Origin of the sequence: Nevskia ramosa DSM 11499 (assembly GCF_000420645.1) — a bacterium.
GTDB lineage: Bacteria > Pseudomonadota > Gammaproteobacteria > Nevskiales > Nevskiaceae > Nevskia > Nevskia ramosa.
This window is the reverse complement of sequence record NZ_ATVI01000006.1, coordinates 908644-924805: the sequence shown is the minus strand read 5'-3', so window position 1 is coordinate 924805 and position 16162 is coordinate 908644. Positions and strand designations below refer to the sequence as shown.

16 protein-coding genes are annotated in these 16162 nt (G+C 65.3%); 7 read left to right on the top strand and 9 right to left on the bottom strand.

The annotated features are described in order from the left end of the window. The first annotated feature begins 50 nt into the window (after nt 1-50). The gene (locus G513_RS0111130; RefSeq protein ID WP_022976923.1) at nt 51-1139 is read left to right on the top strand and encodes a CobW family GTP-binding protein; all 1089 of its coding nucleotides are present in this window, start codon (nt 51-53) and stop codon (nt 1137-1139) included. Nucleotides 1140-1147: 8 nt separating this feature from the next. Next, a complete protein-coding gene (locus G513_RS22595; protein WP_084711488.1) occupies nt 1148-1645 on the top strand; it encodes a copper chaperone PCu(A)C in 498 nt (165 codons plus the stop codon). A 7-nt stretch (nt 1646-1652) separates the two neighbouring features. On the opposite strand, the gene G513_RS24900 is transcribed toward G513_RS22595, so the two are convergent. The 6 genes from G513_RS24900 to G513_RS0111095 all read right to left on the bottom strand — a co-directional run bounded on the left by G513_RS24900 (nt 1653) and on the right by G513_RS0111095 (nt 7235). Next, entirely contained in the window at nt 1653-3377 is a 1725-nt protein-coding gene (locus tag G513_RS24900; RefSeq protein WP_084711458.1) for a cytochrome c peroxidase, read from the bottom strand. A 113-nt stretch (nt 3378-3490) separates the two neighbouring features. Then, a complete protein-coding gene (locus G513_RS0111115; RefSeq protein ID WP_022976920.1) occupies nt 3491-3883 on the bottom strand; it encodes a GFA family protein in 393 nt (130 codons plus the stop codon). Between the two features lie 48 nt (nt 3884-3931). Beyond that, nucleotides 3932-4762, bottom strand: coding sequence for an FAD:protein FMN transferase (locus G513_RS22585; protein WP_022976919.1), 831 nt, complete (start codon nt 4760-4762; stop codon nt 3932-3934). Further along, nucleotides 4759-5286, bottom strand: coding sequence for a DUF4405 domain-containing protein (locus G513_RS0111105; protein WP_156891550.1), 528 nt, complete (start codon nt 5284-5286; stop codon nt 4759-4761). The genes G513_RS22585 and G513_RS0111105 overlap by 4 nt, the downstream gene beginning before the upstream one ends. A 34-nt stretch (nt 5287-5320) precedes the next feature. Then, a complete protein-coding gene (locus G513_RS0111100) occupies nt 5321-5848 on the bottom strand; it encodes an FMN-binding protein (protein WP_022976917.1) in 528 nt (175 codons plus the stop codon). 25 nt (nt 5849-5873) lie between these two features. Continuing rightward, nucleotides 5874-7235 (bottom strand): porin family protein, encoded by a 1362-nt coding sequence (locus tag G513_RS0111095; protein WP_022976916.1) that lies wholly within the window; start codon nt 7233-7235, stop codon nt 5874-5876. Between the two features lie 301 nt (nt 7236-7536). Here G513_RS0111095 and dapF point away from each other — a divergent pair, with 301 nt between their 5' ends. The 4 genes from dapF to G513_RS0111075 all read left to right on the top strand — a co-directional run bounded on the left by dapF (nt 7537) and on the right by G513_RS0111075 (nt 11134). Further along, a complete protein-coding gene (gene dapF / locus G513_RS0111090; RefSeq protein ID WP_028475426.1) occupies nt 7537-8358 on the top strand; it encodes a diaminopimelate epimerase in 822 nt (273 codons plus the stop codon). Continuing rightward, entirely contained in the window at nt 8346-9065 is a 720-nt protein-coding gene (locus G513_RS0111085; RefSeq protein ID WP_022976914.1) for a DUF484 family protein, read from the top strand. Before dapF ends, G513_RS0111085 begins: the two co-directional genes overlap by 13 nt. A gap of 3 nt (nt 9066-9068) precedes the next feature. Beyond that, nucleotides 9069-10016, top strand: a complete 948-nt coding sequence (locus tag G513_RS0111080; protein WP_156891547.1) for a tyrosine recombinase XerC — start codon at nt 9069-9071, stop codon at nt 10014-10016. An 80-nt stretch (nt 10017-10096) separates the two neighbouring features. Next, a complete protein-coding gene (locus tag G513_RS0111075) occupies nt 10097-11134 on the top strand; it encodes an isocitrate/isopropylmalate dehydrogenase family protein (protein ID WP_022976912.1) in 1038 nt (345 codons plus the stop codon). Between the two features lie 50 nt (nt 11135-11184). Here G513_RS0111075 and G513_RS0111070 read toward each other — a convergent pair whose 3' ends face one another. Next, on the bottom strand, nt 11185-12594 hold the full coding sequence (locus G513_RS0111070; RefSeq protein ID WP_022976911.1) for a porin: 1410 nt from the start codon (nt 12592-12594) through the stop codon (nt 11185-11187). 224 nt (nt 12595-12818) lie between these two features. After that, nucleotides 12819-13697: a sterol desaturase family protein gene (locus tag G513_RS0111065; RefSeq protein WP_022976910.1), complete on the bottom strand. Its 879-nt coding sequence runs from the start codon at nt 13695-13697 to the stop codon at nt 12819-12821. A gap of 112 nt (nt 13698-13809) precedes the next feature. On the opposite strand from G513_RS0111065, the gene G513_RS0111060 reads away from it, so the two are divergent. Beyond that, nucleotides 13810-14826 carry an AraC family transcriptional regulator gene (locus G513_RS0111060; RefSeq protein ID WP_022976909.1) on the top strand — a complete coding sequence of 339 codons (1017 nt, stop codon included), beginning with the start codon at nt 13810-13812 and terminating at the stop codon, nt 14824-14826. On the opposite strand, the gene G513_RS0111055 is transcribed toward G513_RS0111060, so the two are convergent. Next, the gene (locus G513_RS0111055; protein ID WP_022976908.1) at nt 14823-16076 is read right to left on the bottom strand and encodes an NAD(P)/FAD-dependent oxidoreductase; all 1254 of its coding nucleotides are present in this window, start codon (nt 16074-16076) and stop codon (nt 14823-14825) included. The genes G513_RS0111060 and G513_RS0111055 overlap by 4 nt on opposite strands. Nucleotides 16077-16162: the final 86 nt, after the last annotated feature.

Genomic DNA, 16162 nt, shown 5'->3' with positions numbered 1-16162 from the left:
CGGCGATAATCGTCGTCCCTTGCGATCCGTGACGGCCACCAGAGACCACCGTGCAAACCCCTGCTGACACCCGCATCCCGATGGTGCTGCTGACCGGCTTCCTCGGCGCCGGAAAGACCACCTTGCTGAATTTCCTGCTGCGTCATCCGTCGATGACCGGCACAGCGGTGGTGATCAACGAGTACGGCGATGTCGGCCTCGATCATCATCTGGTCGAGCAGGCCGAGCCGGATGAAGTGGAGCTGATCGAAGGCGGCTGCATGTGCTGCACCTCGCGCGGCCGGCTCGCCGAAGCGCTGATGACCCTGTTCACCAAGGCGCAGCGCAAGCAGATTCCGAGCTTGAAGCGCGTCATCATCGAAACCACCGGCCTTGCCGAACCGGGGCCGATCCTCAGCCAGATCCTGCGGGCACCGCAGCTGGCCGAGCGCTTCGTGCTCGACAGCGTGGTGACCCTGGTCGATGCCGCGAATGCCGGTACCACGGTCGAGGAAATCGACATCGCCCAGAAGCAGATCGCCAGCGCCGATACGCTGCTGATCACCAAGAGCGATCTGGTCGACGACGCCGCGCTCACCGCCTTGCGCGAGCAGCTCAAGGGCCTGAATCCGGATGCCGAGGTCTATGTGCCGAAGAAAGGCGCAGCACTTCCGGACTGGCTGTTCACCAACGGCCGGCGGCGGCCGCAGTCCGCCGACTTCGCCTTGAGCCCGCTGATCCTGAAGGCCGACTCGATCCGCCTGCTGCCGGTGACGCCGGGCGCGCCGGACAGCGTCGATCCCTGGGGCGATGGCCCGGACTGGAATGACATCCAGACCTTCAGCCTGATCCTCGACGAGCCGGTGCCAGCCTGGAAGCTGTTCGGCTGGCTGGATTTCCTGCGCTCGCTAACCGGTGCCGATCTGCTGCGCTTCAAGGGCATCGTCAACATCCAGGGCCAGGACAAGCCGACGGTGCTGCACGGCGTGCAGAACCTGCTGCATCCGGCCGAGGAACTGCCGGACTGGCCGAGCGACGATCACCGCACGCGGCTGGTGTTCATCACCCGCGGCTGGGGCCAGGAAACGGTGCGCAACACCCTGGCCTATCTGCAGGACACGCCGAACGAAGATCCCTTGCTGAAGCCGGCCACGCCATGACCATCACCATGAACTTTCGACTGAGCTGCATCGTCACGCTGTCCGCCTTCGCCTTGCTGGTCGCCTGCAAACCGGCCCCGCCGCAGGCTGCCGCTGCCGTCCCCGAAGCAGCGGCAGCCAGTGAAACGAAAATCGGCGATCTGCTGATCCGCTCGGCGCGTTCGCGGGAAACGCCGACGGCGGGCGGCACCGGTGTCGGCTTCATGAGTATCGTCAACAGCGGCAGCCAGGACGATCGCCTGATCGCGATCAGCAGCGAAGCCGCCACCAGCGTCGAGATCCACCAGATGTCGATGGCCGATGGCCAGATGCAGATGCGTGCCGTCAGCGACGGGCTGGCGATTCCGGCCGGCCAGACCGTGGAGCTGGCGCCCGGCGGCTATCACCTGATGCTGATCGGCCTCAGCCAGGCGCTGGTCGCCGGCCAGACGGTGAAGCTGGAACTGCAGTTCGAGAAGGCCGGCAAGGCCAGTGTCGAACTGGCGATCGCAGCGCTCGGCCCCTGAAGCAGTCTCAGTTGTAATCCTCGTTCAGCGCGCGCAGGAACGCCGCGAGATCGCTCTGGTCCTGGGCGTTGATCGCGATGTTGGCGATTCTCGGATCAGCGTTGCGCAGGCTGCCGGCGCGCGCCATCGCCGCTGTCTGCGCGTAGAAGCTGACCGTCGCTTCCAAAGTGTCGAACTGGCCGTCGTGCATGTACGGCTGGGAGTCGCCGAGATCGCGCAGGCTCGGCGTCTTGAAGGTGGCGACCGAGCGCGCGAGCAGCGCTTCGTCCGTGCTCGCGGCACAAGTCTCGCCGCTGACCGCGATGCCGCACAGCAGATTGCGCAGCGCGTGCTGGCTGTTCGGGAAGTCCGTGTTCGCGAACACGTTCCAGGAACCCAGATCGATGCGGCCGGGATCGCTGGCGACCGGAATCGCCCGCATCCGGCCCTGATAGTCGGGATGCACCGTCGTGTGCGGCAGGCTGGCGCGGGCGACGGCCGGGTCTGCGCGTTCGCTCAAGCTCGGCACTGCGAGGCTGGCGAAAGCGCCGCTGCCGTGGATGCCGTCGTACTCCATCTGCGTCACGCCAGTGTTGTGCAAGCCGAAGTCGCTGAACTGCGGCGGTGCGTGGCAGGCCACACAGTTGCCGACGCCGCCGGCCGAGCGCTCCGCTTCGCTGAGACCGGCCGCATCGGCCGGCTCGCGCAGGAACACGCGCAGGCCTCGCAGTTCGGCCTCGTTGAACGCAAACGGCTGCAGATGAAACTGGAAGCGTCGCAGCTGATCGGCGGCGACGAACTGCGGCGCCGCCAGCGCATCGATCTGGGCGCGCAGGCGGCGGCCGTAGTCGAGATCGCTTTCGCCGAACGCCGGCGAGGCAGGCAGATTGTTACGGGCCAGGAACAGATCGAACGGCGAGGACACATTGACGCCATTGGCGTTCTGCACGAACAGCAGGCTTTCGACATAAGCGGCGATCAGACGCGCCACGTCGTCGAGAATCTGCTCGTCACTGGCGGTGCTGACATTGAGCTGGAATTCGGCCGGCAGTTTCAGGCTGGGACTGGTGCCGGACAGCGCCGCGCGATAGCTGCCTCCGCCATCGGCGGCCAGTGCGCCGAGGCCGTCGTCCTCGCGGATCACCCGCGCGATGTGGGCAATGGCCAGTGCGGTCTCGTTCGGCAGCCAGCCGCCCATGCGGCCGGTCAGGGTGGCGCGGGCGAGTTCGGTGGCGCTGGTGAATTCGCCGTCGGAATGGAGGATGAAATCGTTGGCGCGCGGCACCGTCGAATTGACCAGCGCCGGCGAGTTGCGAACGGTCATCGCCGGGCCGTCACCGCGGTCGGTGATCACCGAACGGCGGGCGAAATCCGAATAGGTGCGGTTGCCGCCACCGGCGATGCCGGATTTCTCGTCGACCAGATGGCATTGCCGGCAGTTCATCGCCTGGCCGGCGAACGGGCCGGGCAGGCTGCCGGTGGTGGTCACCAGCGTGGCGACAGCCGGATCGCCGGTGGACAAGGTCTGGTTGACGCTGGCCGGCGAATTGACCGCGTAGAACTGCGAGAAGCGAGTTTCCAGGAACAGGCGTTCGCCGAGCGCGACCTGCGGCGGATCCTCGAACAGTGGCGCCGAGCTGGGCTCCGGTCCTCCGCCACCACAGGCGGACAAGACCAGTGCGGTCAGCAGCAGCAACGGCCGCCACTGTGCAGCGATCGCCGCCGCCATCCCCGCCAAATTCCCTTGCCGCATGGTGCTCGTACTTTCCGGATTTGTTTGCCGCGACGTTAATGTAAACAAATCGCATTTACAAACATTTCACTAATTATTCCGGTCCTGCTGAGATTTTCGGCCCCGGACAGCCGTCAGCGACTGAGATGCGCCAGCGATTCGCCGTGCTGCTCCCAGTTCTGGCCATCGAAGGCGTCGATCTCCACCGACTCGATGCTGCCCGCGTCCAGGCAATTCAGATTCACCGAAAAGCCGTCCGGGTTCGAACGCGGCACATAGAACGATTTGATGCCGCAGACCTTGCAGAACAGGTGCTTGGCGATACCGGTGTTGAAGGTGTACGCGCTGAGCTGGTCCGTACCCTGCAGCAGCCGGAAAGCGCTCGCTGGCACGATCAGATGCAGGTAGCCGCTGGGCCGGCACATCGAGCAGTTGCAGGACTGCACCCGCACCCGCGCTGGGGCATCGACTTCGAACCGGACGGCGCCGCAATGGCAGCCGCCACGATGGATCACCGTTGTGCTCATGCTTCCAGACCTGCGTTTGACGCGGACGCGAAGCTTACGGCGGCAGCTTCAGTCTGCGCAGCGCTGGATCAATAACTGGGCATCGTGCCGTTCGAGCAGCGCTTCGAGCAGCGCCGGCGACGCGAACAGCGCGACCTTGGTCAGCGCATCGGCGGCCAGGCAAGTCGGCGCGATGACGCTGATGCTGTCGGCTCCGGCATACGGGCTGCCGCTGCGCGGATCGATCAGCGCGCTGGGTGACGAGCCGGCCGCGTAGTACGGCGCGCTGGTCGCCAGGGCCTGATCGTCAAGCTCGACGATCTGCGACCACTGCGATGGCGCACGTGGATCACGCAGCGCGATCCGCTGCGAGGCAGGGCCGAACACGCGCAGATCGCCTCCGGCGTTCACCTGCGCTTCGGCGATGCCGGCAGCGCGCAGTTGCTCGATCGCCAGATCGACCGCGTAACCCTTGGCGATGCCGCCGAAATCGAGGCGCAGCGGCTGACGGAAGCGCAGCTGATCGCCGTCGATCAGCACGTCACGCCAGGTGGACTGTGGTGCGGCAGTCACCTCGCAGGCCGGCAGCAGGCCGAGCGCAGTCAGGCGGCCGCCGACCACCGGATCGAAGGCGCCATCGCTGTCTTCGGCGAATGACAGCGCCGCTCGCAGCACCGTCAGCACATCAGCGCTGACCGGCACCGCCGCCAGATGAGCACTGCGATTCAGCCGCGACAGCTCGCTGGCCGGCTCGTGCACGCTCATTGCGACGTGCACGCGAGCGATCGCGGCATAGGCAGCTTCGACGGCCGCCAGCAGCGCCGGCGTATCGAAGTCTGCCGCGAGCGAAATCTCGACCAAGGTCCCGAGCCAGGGCCGTGCGCGGCGAAGCCGATTCATTCGCTGCGCTGGCGGCGGCCGAGGACGATATGGACGACCAGCAACGCCGCCAGCAGCAAGCCCGGCAGCCAGTGCAGCAGGCTGATCGCGGCGCGCAGCTGGTCGCCACCGGCGTAGTACAGGCCGTAACCGCTGAGGGCGAGCAGGCAGTTCACTGCGAGGAGCGCGTAGCCGGTCAGCCGGTTGCGGTGCAGGGTCAGGCCGCGCATCACGTGGACCGGCAGCAGGCTGCCGAGCAGGAACAGGAAGCCCATCGACGCCGCGCCGTGCACGGCAAGCGCCGGGTGCTCCCAATGGCTGGGCGACGGGCCGAATTCGCCCTCGATGGCGCCGTAGTAATGGAGCAGCAACCAGGCTGCGCCGCTGAGCAGCAGCAGTGTGGTCGCCCCATAGACGGCGCGGCGCTGCCAGTCCGGCATCCGGGCCGAGGCGATCGACGCCAGGCGCCGGGCGCGCAGCAGGAACGCCGGCACTGGCGCATCGGAATCGTGGGTGCCTGGTGGATGCCGGTGTTTGGAAGTCATCGCCGCAAGTTTACCGGCGCCGGAACGACAGGCTTCAGGCCAGTGGCTTCAGCACCAGCGCATAAGTCGCCAGCAGACGACGGATGCCATCGGTGACGTGTTCGCAGGACAAGGTTGCGCCGCTGATGCCCTGGATGTCGTCGCCGACGCGCAGTTCGTCGCCCGCCTTCTTGTTGACGAACTGCTTGCGCCAGCCCGGATAGCGGATTTCGCCGCCGTGCGATTCGCGGTATTCGAGCACTTCCACCTGCTTGACCCGGCCGGTGGCATCGAGGCCGATCGCGTAGGTAATCAGCTCGCTCTTGCCGATTACGGCGTCGACCAGAAACCAGCCGCCATCGGCCGCGCGCCAGGCTCGCACCAGGCTGCCGCGCACCGGCACGCCGCTGGCTTTCTCGATCGCGGCCATCTGCGTCGTGTCGAGCGTCAGCGGCTGCGCGGTCATCGCCGAGGCACCGAACATCGCCTGCTGCGCGTCCTCGATCGACAGATAGACCGTCGCCCGCGCCGGCGCGCTGGCCACCAGGGCCACGAGGGGCAACAACACGATCCGCGACGACATGCTCACGTCTGGCCTCAGTCTCGGCTCAATAGAACTGCAGACCGACGCCGAGGTTGAAGCGGTTGTCTTCCTTGGCGCGACGGTACTGCTGGTAATCCGCTTTCAGCACCAGGTTGGGCGTGATGAAGAAGCTGGTGCCGTAGGTGTACGCGGTTTCGGTCGGCCGATCGACGGCGCCGAAGCCGGGCGGCTGGCCGGCGTAGTCGGAACCGGTGTTGAAGCGCTCGTAACGCACGAACGGCGTCAGCGCGTAATCGCCTGCGCGCCAGACCCGATAGGCACCCTGCACCAGCCAGCCGAAATAGGCTTTCGGAATCGGCGTCAGCGCGCCGGCATTGGCCAGGTTCAGCGCGGCGGTGTCGCTGAAACCGCCGTGGGCGTACAGCGTCTGCAACTGCAACGGGCCTTGGGTATAGCGGGCATGGGTTTCCCACAGCGTGAACCGCGGGCTGGCCGTGACGCCGACATTCTGGTTCTGGCCGACTTCGCCGGTGAACACGCTGCCGCCGAAATTGACGCCGGTGATGCCGTCGTAGTTCAGCGACACGTACTGGGCAAGATCGGAGGCGCGGCTATTGGCGAGTTCGCCGTGGATCGAGCCGAGCGGTGAATAGGCGCCTTCCGGCGAGGCGTAATCCCAGTTCGACAGATTGAAGCTGGTGGTCAGGCCGACGTCGTAGCTGAGCCCGAACGGCGTGCGGCCGTACAGCGAGATGCCGCCTTCACGTTCCGTCGACGGGATGATCCGCGTCTCGACATTGTTGCGCTCTACGCCGAAGTAGCGGGTCGGCTCGTGCGCGGTGTTCAGGTAGCCGATCGGGATCAGGATCAGGCCGACTTTGGTGCTGAGGTAATCGTTGAAGCGGTGGTCGATGTAGAACTGCTCGACCTCGAATTCGCCGCCATCCTCGGCCGACACCACGGTGTTCTCGGTCTCGAACTCGGAGACGAAGCTGGTGCTGTCGTTGAAGCGGTAGCCGATGCCGAACACGGCGCGGCGCACGGTGGCTTCGGTGCGGCTGGCGTCATGGTCGTAACGGCTGAAGTTGACCTCGCCATAGCCGGACAGGAAGGCTTCCTTGTGCTCGGCGACAGCGCGGGCGTCCTGACGGGTGGGCTGGGCCGAAGGATCTGATGCTGCGGTCGCGGCTGGGGAGGCAGCGGCCGGCGCAGCTGCCGCTTCAGCTTTCTCGGCCTTCAGCGCTTTCAGTTCCGCTTGCAGCGCTTCCAGCTGCTTGGCCAGCGCATCGACCTTCTGCTCCAGCAGCTCCTGCTGAGTCGCGGCCATCGCTGGCAGGGACAGCGCCGCCAGCATGGCCGCAGAGAAAGCGAGCGTGAATTTCCCGGGCAGTTTCCGGGAAGGCAGCGTCAGCAGGTTCAGCGGCATCGGGAGCAGGGTCCTGAGTGGTTCGGATGCTGGTCACGTTGCCGTGTGGAGGGCGCAGTGAAGTTTTAGTAAATCTGAAGTCAATATTAGATGATAAGAATTCTTGTTATCAAACGACAGTCATTCCGTTCGCCGTCCATCAGGCGGAGCGGCGGCCATAGGTAGAGCTCGACGACGCGCAGCAGAACCGACGTTGTGCACGCTGCGCCATGACAGGGTCGGCCTAAGCCGCTACGCTGGCTGGATGGATTTCGCCCCCGCCCTCCCGCCAGCTACCCCAGGCGCCGTCACCTTCACGAAGATGCATGGCCTGGGGAACGATTTCGTGGTCATCGACGCCACGATCCAGCCGTTCCAGCCGGATGCCGCGCTGCTGCACCGCCTGACCGATCGCCGTTTCGGCATCGGTTGCGATCAGGTGCTAGTGGTCGATCCCGCGCCGTCCGCCGAGGTCGATTTCGGCTATCGCATCTACAACGCCGATGGCTCGCAGGTCGGCCAATGCGGCAACGGCGCGCGCTGCCTGGCCCGCTTCGTCGCCGATCACGGCCTGAGCCAGAAGCACGCGCTGCGCGTGCAGACCACCAGCGCCAGCCTGGAATTGCGCCTGCTCGACAACGGCGAAGTGACCGTCGACATGGGCGCGCCGCGCTTTACACCGTCCGCGATTCCGCTGGCGGCCGATGCCCGCGCCGCGCATTACGAGGCCACGCTCGCCGACGGCAGCCGCGTTCGTTTCGGCGCCGTCGGCATGGGCAATCCGCATGCGGTGATCCGGGTCGATGACGTCGACAGCGCCGAAGTCGAACGGATCGGCCCCTTGCTGCAGGCGCATGCGCTGTTTCCGGAATCGGTCAACGTCGGCTTCCTGCAGGTCATCGATGCGACTCACGCCAGGCTCCGCGTCTACGAACGAGGCTCCGGCGAAACCCTGGCCTGCGGCAGCGGCGCCTGCGCAGCCTTCGCCGTCGCCAGAAGCTGGGGTCTGCTCGACAGCCGCGCCGAACTGTCGCTGCGAGGCGGTCTGCTGAACCTGGAATGGGATGGCCTCGATGCGTCGCCGGTGCTGATGACCGGCCCCGCCGCCACGGTTTTTGAAGGGAGATTCGAGTGGTCGATCTGACCGAAACCAGCGCGCCGACCCCGGGCGAAACCACGGTGACACTGCCGGACGAGGCGCAGGTGATCGCCTATCTGAACCGCGATCCGCTGCTGCTGACCCGCCATCCGCAACTGCTGGAGCAGATCGAGATCACCCACGCGGCCGGTTCGGCGGTGTCGCTGATCGAGCGTCAGGTCGATCTGCTGCGTGGCCGCAACCAGCGGCTGGAAGCGCGGCTGGAGAAGCTGCTGGACAGCGCCAAGGCCAACGAGGCGCGAGCCGACAAGGTGTTGAAGCTCAGTCTGAGCCTGATCCGCGCACCCTCGCTGGCCGCGATCGCCGCGGCGCTGAAGACCTCGATGAAGGACGATTTCGACATCGATGACGTCTTCCTCGGCCTGCATGCGCCGGCCTATCGGCGCCACGACATCGACGGCATCGTGCCGATCGAAGCCAATGGCGCGATCGCTCGCGCCTACGACAACTTCCTGCGTACGCGGCTGATCGACTGCGGGCCGATCGAGCCGGACAAGACCAAGCTGCTGTTCCCGAAAGCCGACGTACTGATCGCCTCGGCGGCCGTGGTGCCGCTGGAGAAGGACAAGCATCTCGGCTTCATCGCACTCGGCTCGCGTGATCTCGAACGCTTCCAGCCGCGGCAGGGCAAGCTGTTCCTGGAAATGACCGCAGAGCTGGTATCCGCCGCCGTCCGCGCACGGATGAATTAGGGCATCGACCTGTCAGCTGCCAGTTCCGAATCGACGGGCGATGCGCTGAGCGACGCGCTCGCCCGTTACCTGCGGCACCTGACCGTGGAGCGGCAATCGCCGAAGACCACCACCAGCGCCGTCGCCCGAGAATGCGGTTTCTTTCTGGCTTATTGCCGCGAATGCGGCATCAGCGAGCCGGCGAAAGTCGATATCCACACGGTGCGCGGCTTTCTGACCCGCAGCCATCGCAAGGGCCTGCAGCCGCCGACCCTGCGCCGCTACCTGTCCTGCGTCCGCGGCCTGTTCCGTTTCCTGATTCGCAGCGGTGAGTTGAGCCACAACCCGGCCACCGGCGTGCGCGGCCCGAAAGGCGCGCGGGTACTGCCGAAAGTGATCCACGCCGAAGACCTCAGCGCTGCACTCGGTGCACCCGCGAGCACGGCGTTCGAGCGCCGCGACCGAGCGATGGTCGAGCTGTTCTACAGCGCCGGTCTGCGCCTCGCCGAACTGCATCAGCTCGATGTGCCGCCGGATGCCGCGAACGGCTTTCCTGACGAACTCCGGGTGATCGGCAAGGGCAATCGCGAACGGATCACGCCGGTCGGCAGCCATGCCCGCGCGGCACTCGATGCCTGGCTGCGCGATCGCGCGACGATCGCTTCCGTCGGCGAACGCGCGCTGTTCACCGGCCCGCGAGGCGGCCGCCTCGGCCGCACCCAGATCGGCACCGCGCTGCATGCCTGGGCACAGCGCACCGGGCTGCCGGCGCATCTGCATCCACACAAGCTGCGTCATTCGTTCGCGACGCATCTGCTCGAAGGCAGCGGTGATCTCAGAGCCGTGCAGGAGCTGCTCGGCCACGCCCGCCTGGCCACCACGCAGATCTACACCCAGCTCGACTGGAAGCGCTTGGCCACCGTTTATGACCAAGCCCATCCGCGCGCGCGCCGGAAACCGGAAGGCGATTAGCACGCCGATCCGACCATCCCGGCGCAAAGCTTGCTGCGCATAGTCGCTTGCCAATACCCTCCCGCCTCCCAGAGTCCGCCATGACCATCGCCCGCATTCCCGCCACACTGATTCCCGGAGACGGCATCGGCCCTGAAATCGTCGATGCCACGCTCGCCGTGCTCGACGCACTGGAAGCGCCGTTCGACTGGGATACCCAGATCGCCGGCCTGGCCGGCGTCACCCTGGAAGGCGATCCGCTGCCGAAGGCCACGCTGGATTCGATCCGCCGCACGCGCCTGGCGCTGAAGGGCCCGCTGGAAACTCCGAGCGGCGGCGGCTATCGCTCATCGAACGTGCGCCTGCGCGAGGAATTCCAGCTCTACGCGAACCTGCGGCCGGCGCTGACGCTGATTCCCGGCAAACGCTACGAGAACATCAATCTGGTGGTGGTGCGCGAGAACATCGAAGGCCTGTACATGGGCTACGAGCACTTCATCCCGATCGGCGGTGATCCGCATGCGGTCGGCATGTCGACCGGCATCAACACCCGCCAGGGCTGCCGGCGCATCCTCGAATACGCCTTCGATTTCGCCATCGCCACCGGCCGCAAGAAGGTCACCGTGGTGCACAAGGCCAACATCATGAAAGCGCTGACCGGCATCTTCCTGGAGACCGCCCGCGATCTGTACATCGAGAAGGGCTATCACGGCAAAGTGCAGATGAGCGAGATCATCGTCGATGCCTGCGCGATGAAGCTGGTGCTCGATCCCTGGCAGTTCGACGTGCTGGTGACCACCAACCTGTTCGGCGACATCCTGAGCGATCTGGTCGCCGGCCTGATCGGCGGCTTAGGGATGGCGCCGGGTGCGAACATCGGTACCGATGCCGCGATCTTCGAAGCCGTGCATGGTTCGGCACCGGACATCGCCGGTCAGCAGAAGGCCAATCCCACGGCACTGCTGCTGGCGGCCGCGATGATGCTCGACCACGTCAAGCTCACCGACAAGGCAACGCGGCTGCGCAAGGCAGTCAACGACACGCTGAACGTCGACAACATCCGTACCGGCGATCTCGGTGGATCGGCGAGCACTTCGGCTTATGCGGCGGCGCTGGTGTCGCGGGTCAAGAACGGCTGAGCGGCACGTCATTCCCGCGCAGGCGGGAATGACGAGTTTTTGCAGACGCTCTAGTAGTTCCACTGCAGCTGCATGCGCAGCAGGCTGCCGTCGACGACGCTGTACGGCGCGGCGGTGACGTTGGTGCGCTCCATGTGCGCATAGGCCATGGTCAGTTCCAGTTCCGGCCAGAACTGCCATTCCAGGCCGGCTTCGATTTCCTCGACATCGAAATGCGGCGCATTGGTGTCGAATTTGGCGCCGCCGTCATACGTCTGGTACTTCACGTACGGCGTCAGCATGCCGATCGGGCCCGGCGTGCGGTACATCGCCTGCAGGTAGCCGCCGCTCAGTGACTGCACGTCGACCCGCTTCTGGCCGAGATCCAGCTCGGGGCCCTTGCCAACGGTCCACTCGCCCTGCAGACCGAACGGCTGTGGATAGATGATGAAATGCGCGGCGATGCGCTGATCCTTGAAACCGCGCGGCCGGGTATTGGTGGTCGGCGTGAAGGTTTCGCCGTTGACGCTGATCGAGCCGGAACTGGTCCGGTAGTAGCCGTTGTAGCCATCGAGGCCGAGTTCGACGATCTGGCCTGAGTCGAACTTGAACGGGTAGCTGATGTGGGCAACGGTATGCAGGCTGTTGTTGGCTTCAAGGCGGTTGGCGCCCTGGCCGTTGTAGACGCCGAGGCCGAACAGGCCGTAGTCGCCCGAGCCCTTGAGCCCGTCCCGGACCAGCATGCGGAAGCGCTCGGCGATTTCCGCAGGTGCGTAGTAGAAGATCAGCCCGAGATCGCGCTCGTCACGGACGGCGCTATTGAGCGCATCCGTGCGGTCCAGAGTCAGACGGTTCTGGCTGGACTGCAGGTTTTCCCAACCATAGGGAATCTTCGACTGGCCGGCGCGAATTCGGTACTCGTGCTTCTTGTCGAAAAAGATGTCGGCATAGAGATCGCGCAGCTGGGCGAAGTTGCCGGTGGTCGATCCGGTCGGCGTGCTGGCGAAATCCGGCTGCAGGTAGAGCGACAGATGCTCGCTGATGTCACCACTAAGGATGACGCGCGCGCGACGAATGCCGAGGCTCTGGTTGTCGCCGATGAAGCGATCGCCGGGCGAGCGCAGATCCTTGGCCGTGGCGTCCAGACCCTGGTCGAAACGCAGCTGGGTGTAGCCGCGCAGCGCCAGCCGGTCGTACCACTTCTTGTCGGCCGGCTTGGCGGCGGCCGGTGCAGGGGCGGCGGCGACAACCGCCGGAGGCGGCGCAACAGGCGCAGCAGCAACCGGTGCGGCTGGTGTTGCGACCGGAGCAGCGTCCTTGGTCTCGTCCACCTGGACGAAGGTCCCGAGTTTGGATCGGCCAGGGCCCGGCTCGGCGAATATTTGCCCGCTCTTCTGATCGACGAACAGATCAAGCGTCGCGGCAAAGCTGGGGAGAACCGCAGATAACGAGAGCACAGCAGCGAGCGACGCTTTTTTCATGGTCTTGTAACAATCGGAAAGTATATTTAATGTGAATGTTTTGCTGATATTCTCCGAATTGACAGCTCTGCTCAGACAGAACAGCCGATCGGCAATGAAAACCCTAAGATTTTATTGGCCGATAAATACAGTTTGATGACACTCTCTGAACCTGTCTGATACGGGTTGGAGTTTCATCGGAACGGGCCGAAGGCCCTCCTTCAGATCACGTGTACAGGTGCGCGCTAGCTACCCCGCACCCACTCCGGCGGCTTGACCAGCACCTTGAGCCGCTCGATCACCGCGCCAGGCCTGATCACCTCGCGCCACATGTCGCGGAACTCGTGAAAGTTCAGGACCAGCAGGTTGTGGCTTTCCGGCTGGCGCACGGCGATGCCGTAATCGACCTTCTCGACTTCCGGTTCGAAGCTGCCGAACCAGCGATCGAACAGGATCAGCACGCCACCGTAGTTCCTGTCGATGTACTGCGCGTTGCGGCCGTGATGCACGCGATGATGCGACGGCGTGTTGAACACGTACTCGATCCAGGGGTGCAGCTTGCCGACGCTTTCCGTATGCACGAAGTACTGGTAGCTCAGGTTCACGCCGTACAGGAAGAACACCACCGCCGGCGACACGCCGAGCAGCACCAGCGGCATGAAGAACAGCCACCAGCCGGTGATCGAATAAAGCAGGCTCTGGCGCATCGCCGTGGTCATGTTCATGACCTTGCCGGTGTGGTGGACGACATGCGCCGACCAGAACCAGCGGATGCGATGGCTGCCGCGATGAAAGCCGTAGTAGCAGAGCTCGACGGCGAAGAAGATCGGCAGGATCGTCCAGCCGTTGACCGGCAGCTCGTCGATCAGGCGGTGCTGCCAGAACCAGGCCACTGCTGCTGCCGTGATCAGCGCATGGGCGATCACTTCGAAGATCTGGTACGCGCCGCCGAGCATCAGGTTGGCAACGATCTCCTTGCCGTTGAACGGCGCACGCTGGCCACGGCCGCGCATCACCTGCCATTCGATCGCGAAGGCGATCAGGAACAGCGGCGTCATCGCCGTCAGCACCACTTGTTTCCAGTCGATATGCGGGCCGAACATCGAGTTGATCAGGTCCATCATCGCGGTCTCCTCCAGCGTCTTGTTTGAGCAGATTGTCCGCTGGTCCGGCTTGCGCCGATTGACCGCTCGCCGCCATTCTTTTGATCTTTCACGCCAAGGCGGCTGCGCGACGATGACGACCCTGCATGGCCATGTGTCCGCGACTTACGTGCGTCTGCTGCACGAGTACTTGGCGGCGCGCGGTCGTGATGCCGTGGCCGTGCTCGGCGAATCTGCGCCAGCAGCTGATGCCGGTGGGCTGCTCCGGGTGCCGGTCACGCATTGGGCGGCATTGCTGGAAAAAGCCGATGCCGCGCTGGGTGAACCGGCGCTAGGGCTGGCCGTGGGTGCGCACATCCAGCCCGCGCATTTCGGCCTGCTCGGCTATCTGACCTTGTGCTGCGCAACCCTGGCCGAAGCGCTGAGCAGAGTCGCCGAGTACGAACGTCTGGTCTACGACGTCAATCCGGGCACGGTGCGGCTCGATGCCGAAGGCGTGACCCTGGAATGGGGCGAGGCGCGTGGCCGACCAGGCCAGTTGGTCGACGAATGCGCGATCGCCGCCCTGGTTGCCTACGCCCGCAACATCACTGCGCTGCCGCTGGCGGCGCCGCTGGCGGTATCGTTCATCAATGCGGTGCCGGCCGATCTCGCGCCGTATCAGGCGTTCTTCGGCTGCGAAGTGCGCTTCAACGCGCCGACCACCGTCATCCGCCTGCCTGCCGCGATGCTCGCTGCGCCGTTGCGCCAACCCGACGAAGCCCTGCGCGCAATGCTCGATGTCCAGGCGCGGACGCTACTGGCGCGACTGCCGCCGGTCGATGATTTCGAGCGCCGCCTGCGGGAAACGATTGCCGCCGCACTGCGCGAGGGCGATGCCAGCCTCGCCGCCTGCGCGCGGCGGCTGCATTGCTCGTCACGCACTCTGCAGCGCCGGCTCGATGCCGCCGGCACCGGTTTCCAGACCGCGCTCGATGACACCCGGCGTGGCCTCGCTGAAGCCTGGCTCGGCGATCCGCGACTGAAGCTGGCTGAAGTTGCGCAGCTGCTCGGCTACACCGATCAGGCCGCGTTCACGCGAGCGTTCCAGCGCTGGACGGGCCTAGCGCCGGGCCAGTGGCGCCGGCAGCAACGGGATTCGAACGGCTAGGGAACGAGCGCCGGGACTGCTTCCGGGTAATCGCGCTTGCGGTGCCAGTCCGGCCCCGGCGTGCCGCGCAGCATCTGCTCCCAGTACAGATAGGGCAGATAGTGTTTCTTCAGCCACCAGTAGCGGCGGCGCGGAATGCGCGGATCGCCAGCGAAGCTCGGCGTGACCACGCCGTCGTAGACGAACTCGGCGAGCATGATCTTGCCGCGCGAGGTGGTCAGCGGGCAGGACGCATAACCGTCGTAACGCGCTTCTTCGCCAGCACCGCCGAGCGCACGCAGCAGATTGGCAACCAGCACCGGCGCCTGGGCGCGGACGGCGGCGGCAGTCTTCGAGTTCGGCGTGGTCGTGCAATCGCCGAGGCCCCAGACGTTGGCATGCTGCGTGTGCCGCAAGGTCTGCTTGTCGACCGCCACCCAGCCAGAGGCATCGGCGAGCGGGCTGCTCTTGATGAAGTCGGGTGCGGACTGAGGCGGCACCACGTGCAGGAAATCGAAACCGAACTCGACCTTCGTGCGCGCCTCGGCCGGGCCGGTCTCGAACACGGCGCGCTTGCCCGGACCATCGACGGCGACCAAATTATGGTTGTAGCGCGGCGTGATGCCGTACTGGGCGACCACCTCGCTGAGCGCCTTGGCGTAGAACGGCACGCCGAACATCGACGGCCCCGGCGTGTGGAAGCTGACGTCGACCTTCAGACTGTTGCGGCGGAAGTGATCGGCCGCCAGATACATCGCTTTCTGCGGCGCGCCGGCGCATTTGATCGGCATCGCCGGCTGGGTGAACAGCGCCGCGCCGCCACGCACCGCCTGGATGCTTTGCCAGGTGTAGGTCGCCAGATCGAAACGGTAATTGCTCGAGACGCCGTTCTGTCCCAAGGTGACGTTCAGACCATCGATCTTCTGCCAGTCGAGCTGCAGGCCGGCGGCGACGACCAGATGGTCGTAGCCAAGCTTGCGACCATCGTCGAGCGATACTTCGCTGGCGGCCGGATCGAAGCCGGCGGCGCGGGCGCGGACCCATTCGACGCCGGACGGAATCAGCTCGGCCGTCAGCCGGCGGGTCTTGTCGATGTCGTAGGCGCCGCCGCCGACGAGCGTCCAGGCTGGCTGGTAGTAGTGATGTTCGGAGGGCTCGACGATCGTCACTTTCAAGGCCGGACGCGCCTTGCGCAGCATCGCCGCAACGGTGATGCCGGCGGCACCGCCGCCGACGATCAGTACGGTGCCGCTGTTGGAGGTTTGCGTCATGAACGGCTCCGCCCGGAACGGGCTTGAGAGAAACAAGAGCCCAATCCTATAATCAGCTTATGGAATAACGTTATAACTTATACATC